Genomic DNA, 13,027 nt, shown 5'->3' with positions numbered 1-13,027 from the left:
CCGGCGGATTGTCGGGAAGTGGATGCGAGGGCGCGCGAATTCCGCCCGGGTTCTATTTCAGGGGAGGCGCGGGTCGGCGCGCGTCGCGTGAGAGCGCCGCGTGGTCCAGGCGGACGATGCGGCCCTCGGCCTTCGCGCGCGGCGCGGGCTTGCCCGTGCGCAGCGCCTCCGCGAGCAGGTCCAGCGGCGTGCGCCCATCCTTCATCGCGGGCGTGGAGGGCAGCCCCTTGAGCATGTCGTAGCCGTCCTTGCCGCTGGTGAGGAAGCTCAGCGTGGCGAGCCGGTACGTGGCCGCGTCGTCGAGCGGCTTGCCGTTCACCTTCACGTCGACGACGCGCGAGCCCGGAGGCTTGCGTGCGTCGAAGGTGAAGCGCATGCCGGAGACCTGGAGGAAGCGGCCGGGGCGCGCGTCCTCGCGGCTCAGGCTGACGCCGTTCTCCAGCGCGGCGCGCAGCGTGGCGCCCGGGATTTCCACCACCACCAGCTCGTCGGTGTAGGGCATCAGCGCGTGCAAATCCCGGCGCGTGAGCGTCCCCGCGGGGAGGATGGTGTCCGCGCGCAGCGCGCCGCCATTGACGAAGGCCACCTCGGCGCCGGCCGCCTCACGGAAGATGTCCGCGACGAGCGAGCCCAGGTTCGTCTCCCGCGAGCGCACCTGCGTGCCGCGCGCGTCGAGCGCCACCGGCGTCTTGCCCACCGGCTCCGCGAGCCTGGCGAACAGCGCCTCGTAGGGCTTCATGGCCGCGTTGAACTCCGCGTCCTCGGGCACCTTCTTGGTGACGGGCAGCCGCGCCCAGGACACCTTCTTCACCGCGCCCGTGGCCGTGGCGACGTCCAGCGTGAGCCGGCCCACCTCCAGCGCGTCCGAGGGCACCTTGAAGATGGGCGTGCCGGTGGTGCGGTCCTGCGCGCCCACGTGGTCATGTCCACCCAGGATGGCGTCGACCTTCACGCACTGGGCCAGCTTCCGGTCCTGCGCCAGCTCCAGGTGCGTCAGGCCCACCACCACCTGCGCCCCGGCCTCGCGCAGCTTCGCCACCGCCTCCCGCGCGGCCTGGCAGAAGTCGGTGAACATCGTGTCGGGCCCCGCCTTCGTCGAAGTCTTGGTCTCCGGCAGCACCACGCCGAACAGGCCCACGCGGATGCCGCCCAGCTCCCGCACCTCGTACGCCTTGACGCCCTCGAACAGCGCGCCCGTCTTCCCGTCGACGACGTTGGCGCCCAGCCACGTGAAGCGCGACTGGCGGATGCGCTCCTTCAGCACCTCGTCGCCGAAGTCGAACTCGTGGTTGCCCAGCACCGCCACGTCCAGCCCGAGCGCGTTCCACGCGTCGACCATGTGCCGGCCCTTGAGCGCCTTGCCGTCCACCTCCAGCAGCGACTCCACCGAGGGGGACAGCGTGTCGCCGCCCAGCAGCGTCAGCACGTGCGGGGTGGGGGACTCGCTCAGCACCCGCTTGCGCAGCGTGGCCACGCGCGCCAGGCCCCCCCGGCCCCCGTGCTCCTGCTGGGGCTGCACCTGGTACACGTCCGCCAGGAGGAGCAACGTCAGGCGCGTGGTGTCCGAGGGCGCCGCGCCCTGTCCGCGGCCCGGGGCCAGCGCCAGCAGCAGCGCGAGCGGCAGGAGCAGGGCCTCGCGTCGGGCCAGCGCTGTCGTCGTCGTCATCGCGAGTCGGTCTCCAGGGGCGCCCGCACGGCGCCGGGCTCGCCGGAGTAGCGCACTCACGCGACGAAGGCGAGCACACCCGCCTTCACGCCAGGCCCCTGAGTCACGACCATCCCAGGAGAATCAGGAAGGTCGCCGCAGTGTGTCATGGCTGAAAGTTACAGAAAACTCATGAAGCCGGTTTGCCCGTACTTCACTGCGATTGCTAGGACCCGCCCTGAACAACCCTAGGGAGGTCGTCACCATGCGACACAACACGTGGAGCGCGCTGCTGTTGGCCGGCTTGTTGGGCTGCGGCGAGAGCGCGCTCGAGAATCAACAGCGCTCCGGTGAGGAGACAGCAGAGGTCGTTCAGCGGCTCGGCCCGTCGAGCCGTCCGGGCATGGGGGCCACCGTCTACTCGGGTGGCGTGACGTTCCGCACGTGGGCGCCGCTGGCCCAGAAGGTGTTCGTGGCGGGCGACTTCAGCGGTTGGGGCTGGGTGGAGCTGGGCGGCGAGGGCAACGGCAACTTCTCCGGCGACGTGGCGGGCGCGGTGAAGGGGCAGAAGTACAAGTTCGTCACGCGCAACGCGTGGGGCAACGACGCATGGCGCGCGGACCCGCGCTCGGCGTGGCAGGAGAACTCCACGGGCGCGAGCATCATCTACGACCAGGGCGAGTACTGGTGGAACGCGCAGCAGTTCACCACGCCGGGCTTCAACGAGATGGTCATCTACGAGATGCACGTGGGCACGTTCCACGACTCTCCAGGCTTCGGGCCGGGCAACTGGACTAGCGCCATCGCCAAGCTCGACTACCTGCGGGATTTGGGCATCAACATGGTGAAGGTGATGCCGGCGTACGAGTTCGCCGGTGACTTCTCCTGGGGCTACAACGTGGCCTTCCCGTTCGCGCCGGAGAGCGCGTACGGCTCGCCCAACGACATGAAGCGCTTCGTGGACGAGGCGCACTACCGCGGCATCGGCGTCATCTTCGACGTGGTGCACAACCACTGGGGGCCGAGCGACCTGCCCATGTGGTGCTTCAGCGGCGACTGCCTGGGCAACGGCGGTGAGTACTTCTTCACCGACAACCGCAAGTCCACGCCGTGGGGCGACACGCGTCCGGACTACGGCCGCGCCGAGGTGCGCGCGTACATCCGCGACTCGATGATGAACCTGCTCGACAACTTCCGTGGCGACGGCCTGCGCTGGGATGCGACGAAGTACATGCGGACCATCGACGGCTCGGGCGACATCGCGCCGGCGTGGCAGGTGTTCCGCTCGGTCAACCGGGAGATCAACGCGAACAAGCCCTGGAAGATCTCCATCGCGGAGGACTTCGGCGGCGGTGACTCCATCACCAACGACGCCACGAGCGACTTCGCGGGCGGCGCGGGCTTCGATGCGCAGTGGACGGCGGAGTTCGTGCACCCCATCCGCGCGGCGGTCATCGAGCAGAACGACGCCAACCGGAACATGAACGCGGTGCGTGACGCGATTACGCAGCGCTTCAGCGGGCGCTCGCACGCGCGTGTCATCTACTCGGAGAGCCACGACGAGGTGGCCAACGGCCACGCCCGCGTGCCGGAGGAGATCTGGCCGGGCAACGCGGGCAGCTGGGCGGCGAAGAAGCGCTCCACGCTGGCCGCGGGCATCACCATGACGTCTCCGGGCATCCCGATGATCTTCCAGGGTCAGGAGATTCTCGAGGACGGCTTCTTCGCGGACGGCGACCCGGTGGACTGGGGCAAGCTGACCACCTACGGCGGCATCCAGACCCTGTACCGCGACCTCATCCGCCTGCGCCGCAACTGGAGCAACAACACGCGCGGCCTGCGCGGTGGCAACGTCAACGTCCACCACGTGAACAACTCCGGCAAGGTGATTGCCTATCACCGGTGGGAGAACGGTGGCCCGGGCGACGACGTCATCATCGTGGCCAACTTCAGCGGGACGTACTTCCCGAGCTACAACATCGGCTTCCCGCGCACGGGCACCTGGTACCTGCGCTTCAACAGCGACTGGAACGGGTACTCGGGTGACTTCGGCAACACCGCGTCGGCGAACACCACGGCGTACGGCGGCGCCAAGGACGGCATGGGCAACAACGCGTCCTTCGCGATTGGTCCCTACTCGCTGCTCATCTTCTCGCAGTAACGCGTGAAGGACGCACCCGGGCGCCCGGCTTCACTCGGGCGCCCGGAGGCTCGTCACACGGTGTAGCGGCGGCCCTGCTGGAGCGGCTCGATGACGCTCGCGGCCGTGTCGAAGTCGTCGGGGTAGTGGATGAGGCGCATCCGGGCGCGCAGCCCCTCCGGCAGCGCGGCGAGCTTCTCGTAGGGCGTGTGCACGCCGTAGTTCGTCTCGTGGATGACGAGGTCCGCGCGCGACAGCCAGTCGATGAGGCCCTCGTCGAAGGCGGTGTCCGCGCTGTACCCCAGGCACCGTCCGCCCGCGTGGATGCGCAGCGCGGTGGTGGGCACGTGGTGGTACGTCATCCGCGCCTCGATGAGGAAGGGCCCGTGGCGCACGGCCGACTCGGTGGAGAGGGGCGTGTGCTCGAAGTAGTCCTCGAAGTGCTTGGGGTTGGGGGCCTCGCCGCGCTTCTCGATGAGGCACTCCATGCCCGCGGCCAGGTGGCCTTCCCACAGGCGCTCGGCGACGTCCGGGTGCGCGAGCAGCTCCAGCTTCTTTCTCAGGATGAAGAAGGAGAAGTAGCCCAGGCCCTCCAGGCCCGAGGCGTGGTCCGCGTGCAGGTGGGTGAGGGCCACGGCGCTGACGCGGTCCACGTCCAGCGGGACGCCGGAGGTGAGCGACGCCTCGCGCATCATCTTCCGGATGGGGTGGGGACAGTCGATGAGGAGCACCTGGTCGTCGACCTCCACCGTCAGGCACGAGGAGTAGTGGAGGGCGGAGAAGGCGTCACCGACACCCAGGGGGATGAAAGTCATGCTCATGGCTGGCTCCGGTGGGACGGGTGGAGACGCTCGCGCAGCTTCGCCGCGACGGCGGGAGGACAGAAGTCGGAAACGTCCTCGCCCCGGGTGACGCGCGCCTTGAGGCTGCTGCTGCTCACCTCGGCGAGGTGTGCTTCCGCGGGGAGGAAGAGGGTGGCGATTTCGGGCGCGAGCACGCGGTTGTTGTGCGCGAGCTCCGTTTCGAATTGTGCGTCGGTCGCGCCCCGGACGCCGCGGAGCAGGACGCTGGCGCCGATGGCCCGCGCGTAGTCGACGATGAGCCCCTCGGTCCACGCCACCGTGACGTTGGGGTGGAGGGCCACGGCCTCTCGCACCAGGGCGACGCGCTCGTCGGGGGACAGGAGCGTGTTCTTCGCGGGGTTGATGGCGACGATGACGACGACGTGGCTGAACAGTCGCGCGGCCTGTCGGATGACGGACAGATGCCCGGCGGTGACAGGGTCGAAGCTGCCTGCGTAGACGGCGATGGTCATGGCGACACCTCGGGGGGGCCGGGCGTGAGCGCGTGGGGTGGAGGGAAGGCGAGGGTGACGAAGAGGGTGCCCGCGACGCAGAGGGCCGCGGCCAGGATGAAGTGGCCCGTGTAGCCCAGGGCCTGCGCGCTGAATCCGCTGAGCGCCGCCGCCGCGCCCGTGGCGAGCACGACGAGCGAGGCCTGCACGGTGTAGTCGGTGGCGGCGTGGTCGGGGCGGCACACGTCCATCATCGCGGTGAAGACGGCGGCGGTGGCCATGCCGCTGGCCACGTGCTCCACGGCGCAGACGGCGGTGAGCCAGGGCAGCCCCGACACGGCGCCGCTGGAGACGAGCGCGTACAGCAGCACGGCGGTGGCCTGGAGGGCGCCGAACAGGAGCAGGGCTCTCTTGCGTCCGAGCTTCACCACGAGACTGCCCCCGAGGAGCGCGCCCACCAGGCCCGCGGTGAAGCCCACGCCACCGAGCAGCCATGCGATGTCCGTGAGCGTCAGGCCCCGGTCGACGAGGAAGGTGCGCAGCATGCCCGTGGCCAGCGCTTCACCGGCCTTGTAGACGACGAGCAGGGCGAGCCACGTCCCGGCGCCCGGGCGTCGCAGCCACCAGCCGAGGCCCAGGCTCATGCGGGGCGGGGGCTCGGAGGGGGGCTCGCGGTAGAGGGCCACGGGGAGGGTGGCGACGAGCAGCATGAGCCCGAGGGCCACGAGGGTGGGGCGCCAGCCGGCGGCATCGAAGACGGCGAGCATCACGCCGCCGCCCAGAATCATGCCCACGCGGTAGGCGGCCACCTGCACGCCGTTGCCCCAGCCGCGCTCGGAAGGGGAGAGCAGCGTCACCGCGAGCCCGTCGGTCGCCACGTCCTGCGTGGCCGCGAGCAGGTTGACGCCGAGCACCGCCGCGAACAGGACCTGGGTGCTCACGGTCGTCTCGGGCAGCGCGAGCGAGAGCAGCAGACCCGCGCTCAGACACTGGAGCGGGAGGATGTAGCCGCGCCTCAGGCCCCACCGCGCCGAGCCGTGCCGGTCCATGTACGGCGCCCACAGGAACTTCAGCGCCCACGGGAGCGCGAGCAGGTGCGACAGGCCGATGGCGGGCAGCGACAGACCCTGGTGGCGCAGCAGCACGGGAAGCGCCTGGGTGAAGAAGCCGAAGGGCAGCCCCTGCGAGAGGTAGAGGCTCGACAGGAGCCCGAGCTTCGTCACCGTGCCCAGGTGGGGACTCGTGACGAAGGCCCCCGGGGTCGGAGGGGCAAACTCCTCACGCCCCGGCGTGTGCTGTGGAAGCGGGCTCATGCCGCCTCCCCATCCAGCACGCCCGCGGCCATGCGCTTCACGGTGTTCGCGGCCGTGCCCGCGGGCACCAGTCCCGGCGCACTGGCCGAGAGCACGAAGTACCCCTGCACCGCCGCGAAGAGCCCCGCCGCCAGCGCTCTCGCCTTGCGCTTGCCCACGCTCGCCGCGACCAGCGCCTCCAACTGCTCCAGGTCCGCGCGCACCACCTGCTCATAAGCCGCGCGGACCTCGGGCTGACGGATGGCCTCCGCGCTGATGGTGACCCAGCCCGCCACCGCGCTCGTGTCCGCGTCGGGGCCCAGCGAGAGGAACGCGTCCACGAACGCATCCACGCGGCCTCGGGTGTCCTCGGGCGCGAGCTTCGCGAGCTTCGCCGCCACCCGCGCCCTGCCGCGCGCCGCGAGCTGCTCCACCAGCACGAGCAGAATCTCCTGCTTGTCGCTGAAGTGGTAGTGCACCAGCCCCGGGCTCAGCCCCGCCGCCTTCGCGATTTCGTTGACCGAGGCCCGCTCGTAGCCCCGCTCGGACATCACGCGCAAAAGGCCGGTGACGATTTGCTGGCGGCGCTCCTCGGTGTTGGACGGTCGGGGCATGGTGGCCTTGTTTATTGGTTGTGTGACCAACTTATAAACAGGCGAACGGGGGGCGTCAACTCGTCCTCTGGAAGAGGGTTCACCGTGGGGTGGAGAGGTCCGGGGTCTCCCCCGTCCGCACCGCTGTCCGGCGCCCCGAGACGAGCGCCTGGATTCCCGCCGCGACCAGCGCCGGCACCTCCAGTGAGGGCAGGTGGCTGACGGCGGGGAGCTTCATGACGTGGAACCACGGGTGCCGCATGCCGAAGGCCACCTGGGTCTCCAGGTAGTCGTGCGCGTCCGGCTGCGCGTACAGGTGCAACGTGGGAGTCGACGGATTCAGTCCCGCGAGCGCGCGCAGGGGAGAGCCCTCCCGGGCATAGGCCGCGGCGATTTCGCGCGCCGCGCGGGCCCACATCTCCTCGGAGAACTCGAGCATGTCCTCGTGGATGACGCGCAGCACGTCCCCGTGCTCCACGCCGCGCGTCCACTCCTTGAACAGCGCATCGCGCGTGCGTCCCCAGCGCTCCGACATGAGGCCGCGCAGCGTCGCGAGGAAGGGCGGCGGCGGCTCGGTGACAATCCAGTCCAGCAGCACGAGCTGGGGAACCCGCTCCGCGCCCAGCTCCCGTCGCAATTCCAGTCCCCAGAAGCCCGCGTGGGACACCGTCACCGGCACCACCTGCTTCGCGCCGCTGGCCTCCACCACGGCCTTCAAGTCCTCGAGCACCGTGCCGCTGTCGAAGTCGTCCTCACCCGGCTCGGATTCGCCGTGGCCCCGCAGGTCGACACAGAGGACGCGGTGTCGCGAGGAGCACAGGGGGACCAGGGACGCGAAGACGTCCCGGCGCGTGCACCAGCCGGGGATGAAGAGCAGCGTGGGCTCGCCCTCGCCGACGTCGTCGTAGCGGATGCGGGCACCGCCGGTGGAGCGCACCTCGGGCATGTCTCCCCCTGTGGAACGAGGCTTCTCGTCAGAGGGTGGACACACGAACGGAGCGTCGCAGCAGGCGAGCGGGGAAGGGGCGGGGGCCCGGGTCGGCCCTTGCCTCAGAACGTCAGCAGCGTCGTGACGGGCGTGGGCGAAAGGCGCCTGGCGCCGTCGAGGAAGCCCAGGTGGATGAGGAAGCTGAAGCCGACGAGCTCTCCACCCAGCCGCGTCACGAGCCGCGCGGCGGCCTCCGCCGTGCCGCCCGTGGCCAGGACATCATCCACCAGCAGCACGCGCTCCCCCGGGACGAGCGCGTCCTCGTGCATCTCCAGCCCGTCCGCGCCGTACTCCAGCGAGTAGCGCTCGACGACGGAGCGATAGGGCAGCTTGCCCGGCTTGCGCGCGGGGACGAAGCCCGCCCCCAGCGCGAGGGCCAGGGGCGCGCCCAGCAGGAAGCCCCGCGCCTCCACGCCCACCACCTTGGAGATGTGCTGTCCCCGGAAGGGCGCGGACATGGCGTTGACGACGCGGCCGAACAGCCGCGGGTCGGCCAGCACGGGGGTGATGTCCTTGAAGACGATGCCGGGCTTGGGGAAGTCCGGCACGTCGCGCAGACAGGCCTTCAGGTCATCGACGAGGGTGGTGTCGGCGAGGCTCGCGGCGGGCAGGTTCATGGGAAGAGCTCGGGGTTGACGCAGTGAGGGGGCCGCCGTCCTTCCAGCGCGGCCAACAGGTTGTCCACCGCCATGGACGCCATGCGCCCCCGGGTGGCGTGCGTGGCGCTGGCGATGTGGGGCGCCAGCAGGACGTTGGGCAGGCCCATGAGGGGGCTGTCCGGGGGCAGCGGCTCGGGGTCCGTCACGTCCAGGGCCGCGCCGCCCAGGCGGCCCTCTCGCAGGGCCTCGACGAGCGCGTCCGGGTCCACCACGCCGCCTCGCGCGGTGTTGACGAGCAGCGCCCCGGGCTTCATCGCCGCCAGCTCCTCGCGCCCCACCCAGTGCCGCGTCTGGGGCGTCAGGGGCACGTGCAGGGTGAGGATGTCCGCCTCCGCCAGCAGCGTGGCCTTGTCCACGCGCCGGGCCCCCGTCTCCTGCTCCAGGGCGGGCCGGGGCTCGCGGCTCACGTAGAGGATGCGCATCCCGAAGCCCTTCGCGCGCCGGGCCACCGCGGAGCCGATGGCCCCGGGCCCGACGATGCCCAGCGTGGCCCCGTACACGTCGGTCCCCAACAGGAGGGTGGGACTCCAGGTGCGCCACTGGCCCGCCCGGACATGGGCGTCCGCCTCCGCCACGCGCCGGGCGAGCCCCAGAATCAGCGCGAAGGCGAAGTCCGCGGACGTCTCCGTGAGGGCGCCTGGGGTGTTTCCCACCACCACCCGCCGTTCCGTACAGGCCGGTACATCGATGTTGTCGTGGCCGACGGCCACGTTGCTGACCGCCCGCAGGCCCGGGGCCTGGGCAAGCAGGCGAGCGTCCACCCGGTCCGTCAGCAGGGTGACGAGCCCCTCACAGCGGGCCGCCTCGGCGAGCAGGGTGTCACGGGAGGGTGGCAGCTCCTCGGGCCAGACGTGGAGGTCCACGAGCCTGCCTAGTCGCCCGAGGGCCTCCCCGGGGAGCTGGCGGGTCACGAAGACACGGGGGCGGACGGTCCGAGCCATGGCGAACGTTGATGCTCTCATAGCCTGATGCCGGTGGCTGCTTCCGCTGGCGGACTCATCCACATTTCCCGCGAGCGGGAGCCCCCTTGCTGTGCTAGTGGCAGGGGTTCCCCGGCGCTAGGAGCCTGGGGCCTGTGCCAGCCGTGCAATCCACCGCCGACATCCGAGACGCCCTCCCTCCTCAGGACACCCAGTGGCTCAGGGCCCTGAAGGCTGAAGTCCAACCCACCACCTTCAAGAAGGGCCGGGAGGTGGCTGAGTCGCGCCGCGTCTTCGGACTCCAGCGCGAAGGGGACCACATCCGCGCGCAGGTCGCCGGTTCCACCGGCGAGCGCTACGAAGTCGTGATTGCGCTGGGGGACGGCAAGGCCACGTCCACCTGCACCTGTCAGTCGTGGAACACGTATGGCCCCCACTGCAAGCACGTGGTGGCCGCGGCGCTCATCTACGCCGCGCGCTTCCGTCCTCCGCCTCGTCCGCAGCCAGTGGCGCCCCAGCCCGAGGAGCCGCCACAGGCCGCCGCGTCCAGCACCAGCAACGAGGTGGTGGACAACGAGGTCCCCGTCGAGCCGGACTCACCCCCGGTGGACGCCGCGAACCTGCCGGCGCTCGCCAAGGTGGAGAGCTGGCTGGGCCTGTCCTCGCAGCCCGACTACGAGTTCTTCTACCGGCTGACGGCGGCGAACACGAACGCCGGCACCCGTCAGTGGGTGGTGGACGTGCGTCGTCAGGACGCGCAGACCAAGGGCCCCATCCACGTCAAGCGCACGCTGCAGACGGGCGGCCGGCTCTCTCCGGCCGACGAGCGCGTCTTCATGGCGCTCTCGCGTCATGAGCACCGCTACGACTCGCGCCTGGTGCTCTCCGACGAGGACCTGAGCGAGGTGATGGACATCCTGCGCCAGCGCCGGGTCATCTACCGGGGCACCGCGCTCATCAACACGGAGACGCCCGTGCGCCCGCAAATCCGGCTGGAGTCCCGGCCGGACGGCGCCACGGCGCGCATCGAGCTGCTGTTCCCGGACGGCGGCAGCTTCTCGCTCAAGGACGTCATCATCCTGTCGGGGCGGCGCACCTGGGTCATCCAGGCGCAGAACCTCCACCCGGTGGAGCCGGACTTCCCGCCGCGCCTCCTCCGCAAGTGGCTGCTCGAGCCCAACATGTCCTTCCCCTCGGGACAGCTGGACCGGGTGCTGACCTTCTTCGCCGCGCATCTGCCGCGCTTCCGCATGTCGCTGAAGGCGGACGACATCGAGGTCGACGAGGCGGTGGAGCCGCACTTCGTGCTGACGCTCGAGGGCAACCCGGAGAAGGTGAAGGTGCAGCTGGCCGCGCGCTACGGGCAGACCACGGCGCCGGTGTCTCCCACGGCCACGCACCTGGGCTACGCCAGCGGCGTGGGTGGGGACAGCCGCAAGCTGTACCGGCGCCGCGAGGACCTGGAGCGCGCCGCGGGCAAGCAGCTGCTCGACCTGGGCCTGCGCTTCGAGCAGCAGTCGCAGGCGTTCGACGCGACGGGGGACGTGGCGCTGGAGTTCTGGGCGCGCGGCCTTGCGTCGTTGCCGGCGGAGTGGGAGCGCTTCGGCGTGCAGGCGCCCAAGGTGCGGCTGCGCCCGAAGCTCAAGCCGCGCATCCGCGTGGGCATGAGCGGCGTGCAGTGGTTCGACCTGGACGCGGAGTTCGTCACCGACGACCAGGCGGTGGACCTGGGCGCGGTGCGCATGTGGCTGGACTCGGGGCGGCGCTTCGTGCCGCTCAAGGACGGCACCTTCGCGGAGGCGGACGCCGTCGAGCTGAAGCGCGTGGCGGACCTCCTGGAGGAGGCGGGCGCCATGCCGGGCCGCTCGCGCACGCGGCTGCCGTTGCACCAGGCGGTGGCGTTGGACCTGCTCGCGGACCTGGGTGAGTTCACCGAGGTGGAGGCGAAGGCGCGCCAGGCGATGCTGGAGCTGCGCGAGACGGCGGGCGTGCCGAAGGTGGCGGTGCCCGACGGGCTGCACGCGACGCTGCGCCACTACCAGGAGGCGGGCCTGTCCTGGCTCTGGTTCCTGCGCCGCCACGGCCTGTCCGGCATCCTCGCGGACGACATGGGTCTGGGAAAGACGGTCCAGTCGCTCAGCCTGCTGCAGAAGATGGCCAACGAGGAGGGCCGCAAGCCGTCGCTCGTGGTGGCGCCCACCAGCGTGCTCGCCAACTGGGAGCGCGAGGCGGAGCGCTTCACGCCGGGCCTCAAGGCCATGGTGTGGCACGGGCAGGACCGCAAGGAGCGCGCCGAGGACCTGAAGGGCATGGACCTGGTGCTCACGTCCTACGCCCTGGTGCGCAGGGATTTGGACCAGCTGTCCCAGGTGGGCTTCCGCTTCGTGATTCTGGACGAGGCGCAGAACATCAAGAACGCGGACAGCGCCACGGCGCAGGCGTGCAAGTCGCTGCCGAGCGACACGCGCCTGGCGCTCACCGGTACGCCGCTGGAGAACCGGCTGTCGGAGCTGTGGAGCATCTTCGACTTCCTGATGCCGGGCTTCCTGGGCAGCGCGGACAGCTTCGGAGACCGCTACGAGCAGCCCATCCAGGTGGCCAACGACGCGTCGGCCCGGGACAGGCTGCGCCGCCGCATCCAGCCCTTCATCCTGCGCCGCTTGAAGACGGAGGTGGCCAAGGACCTGCCGCCGAAGACGGAGAGCGTCGCGTGGTGCGAGATGGAGCCCGGCCAGGCCGCGCTCTATCGAGAGGTGATGGAGGAGAGCAAACGCAAGGTCAGCGAGAGCATCGAGAAGGTCGGCTTCAAGCGCAGCCGCGTGTCCATCCTGGCCGCGCTGATGCGCCTGCGGCAGGTGTGTTGTGATCCACGCCTGCTCAAGATGCCGCCCGGCACGCTGTTGCCGCCCAGCGCCAAGGTGGAGCGCTTCCTGGAGCTGGTGGAGGACCTGGTGGCGGAGGGCCACCGCGCCCTCGTGTTCAGCCAGTTCACGGAGATGCTGGAGCTGCTCAAGCAGGAGGCGGACAAGAAGGGTCTGCGCTACCTCTACCTGGACGGTCGCACCAAGGACCGCATGGGCAAGGTGGACGAGTACAACCGCCCGGACGGACCGCCCCTGTTCTTCATCTCGCTGAAGGCGGGCGGCACCGGCCTCAACCTCACGGCGGCCGACTACGTCATCCACTTCGACCCGTGGTGGAACCCCGCCGTCGAGGACCAGGCCACGGACCGTACGCACCGCATCGGCCAGACGCGCGCGGTCATCAGCTACAAGCTGATCACCCGCGGCACGGTGGAGGAGAAGATCCTCTCCCTGCAGCGTCGCAAGCGCGACCTCGCCGCCGGCGTCCTCGGTGGGGAGGGCGACGAGATGGCCCGCACGCTCACCGAGCAGGACATCCAGGAGCTCTTCACCGAGACCTGAGTCGGAACAAAGGGTTGGGGCTCCAACTGGCCCCGCCCTCACCCGCCCTCCATCCGTCCGGTGGGGCTGAA

The 13,027-nt window shown here is 70.5% G+C and carries 10 protein-coding genes; 2 read left to right on the top strand and 8 right to left on the bottom strand.

The annotated features are described in order from the left end of the window. Positions 1-52: 52 nt before the first annotated feature. Positions 53-1,666 (bottom strand): bifunctional metallophosphatase/5'-nucleotidase, encoded by a 1,614-nt coding sequence (locus LXT21_RS03295; RefSeq protein WP_254036613.1) that lies wholly within the window; start codon positions 1,664-1,666, stop codon positions 53-55. Between the two features lie 244 nt (positions 1,667-1,910). On the opposite strand from LXT21_RS03295, the gene LXT21_RS03290 reads away from it, so the two are divergent. Next, positions 1,911-3,806 carry an alpha-amylase family glycosyl hydrolase gene (locus LXT21_RS03290; protein ID WP_254036612.1) on the top strand — a complete coding sequence of 632 codons (1,896 nt, stop codon included), beginning with the start codon at positions 1,911-1,913 and terminating at the stop codon, positions 3,804-3,806. 53 nt (positions 3,807-3,859) lie between these two features. On the opposite strand, the gene LXT21_RS03285 is transcribed toward LXT21_RS03290, so the two are convergent. The 7 genes from LXT21_RS03285 to LXT21_RS03255 all read right to left on the bottom strand — a co-directional run bounded on the left by LXT21_RS03285 (position 3,860) and on the right by LXT21_RS03255 (position 9,552). Continuing rightward, positions 3,860-4,606 carry an MBL fold metallo-hydrolase gene (locus tag LXT21_RS03285; protein WP_254036611.1) on the bottom strand — a complete coding sequence of 249 codons (747 nt, stop codon included), beginning with the start codon at positions 4,604-4,606 and terminating at the stop codon, positions 3,860-3,862. Continuing rightward, a complete protein-coding gene (gene coaD / locus LXT21_RS03280; protein ID WP_254036610.1) occupies positions 4,603-5,100 on the bottom strand; it encodes a pantetheine-phosphate adenylyltransferase in 498 nt (165 codons plus the stop codon). The genes LXT21_RS03285 and coaD overlap by 4 nt, the downstream gene beginning before the upstream one ends. Further along, complete coding sequence (locus LXT21_RS03275) at positions 5,097-6,392, bottom strand: MFS transporter (RefSeq protein ID WP_254036609.1); 1,296 nt, start codon at positions 6,390-6,392, stop codon at positions 5,097-5,099. The genes coaD and LXT21_RS03275 overlap by 4 nt, the downstream gene beginning before the upstream one ends. Then, positions 6,389-6,985: a TetR/AcrR family transcriptional regulator gene (locus LXT21_RS03270; RefSeq protein WP_254036608.1), complete on the bottom strand. Its 597-nt coding sequence runs from the start codon at positions 6,983-6,985 to the stop codon at positions 6,389-6,391. The genes LXT21_RS03275 and LXT21_RS03270 overlap by 4 nt, the downstream gene beginning before the upstream one ends. 79 nt (positions 6,986-7,064) lie before the next feature. After that, the gene (locus LXT21_RS03265; RefSeq protein WP_254036607.1) at positions 7,065-7,910 is read right to left on the bottom strand and encodes an alpha/beta fold hydrolase; all 846 of its coding nucleotides are present in this window, start codon (positions 7,908-7,910) and stop codon (positions 7,065-7,067) included. 104 nt (positions 7,911-8,014) lie between these two features. Next, positions 8,015-8,569, bottom strand: coding sequence for an adenine phosphoribosyltransferase (locus LXT21_RS03260; protein WP_254036606.1), 555 nt, complete (start codon positions 8,567-8,569; stop codon positions 8,015-8,017). Further along, complete coding sequence (locus LXT21_RS03255) at positions 8,566-9,552, bottom strand: 2-hydroxyacid dehydrogenase (protein ID WP_256571223.1); 987 nt, start codon at positions 9,550-9,552, stop codon at positions 8,566-8,568. The genes LXT21_RS03260 and LXT21_RS03255 overlap by 4 nt, the downstream gene beginning before the upstream one ends. 134 nt (positions 9,553-9,686) lie before the next feature. Between LXT21_RS03255 and LXT21_RS03250 the strand changes: the two genes are divergently transcribed. Then, on the top strand, positions 9,687-12,956 hold the full coding sequence (locus LXT21_RS03250; RefSeq protein ID WP_407666953.1) for a DEAD/DEAH box helicase: 3,270 nt from the start codon (positions 9,687-9,689) through the stop codon (positions 12,954-12,956). The last annotated feature ends 71 nt before the right edge of the window (positions 12,957-13,027 follow it).

Origin of the sequence: Myxococcus guangdongensis (assembly GCF_024198255.1) — a bacterium.
Classification (GTDB): Bacteria; Myxococcota; Myxococcia; order Myxococcales; family Myxococcaceae; genus Myxococcus; species Myxococcus guangdongensis.
The sequence above is the reverse complement of the archived record's forward strand: the minus strand, read 5'-3'. Positions and strand labels throughout refer to the sequence as shown.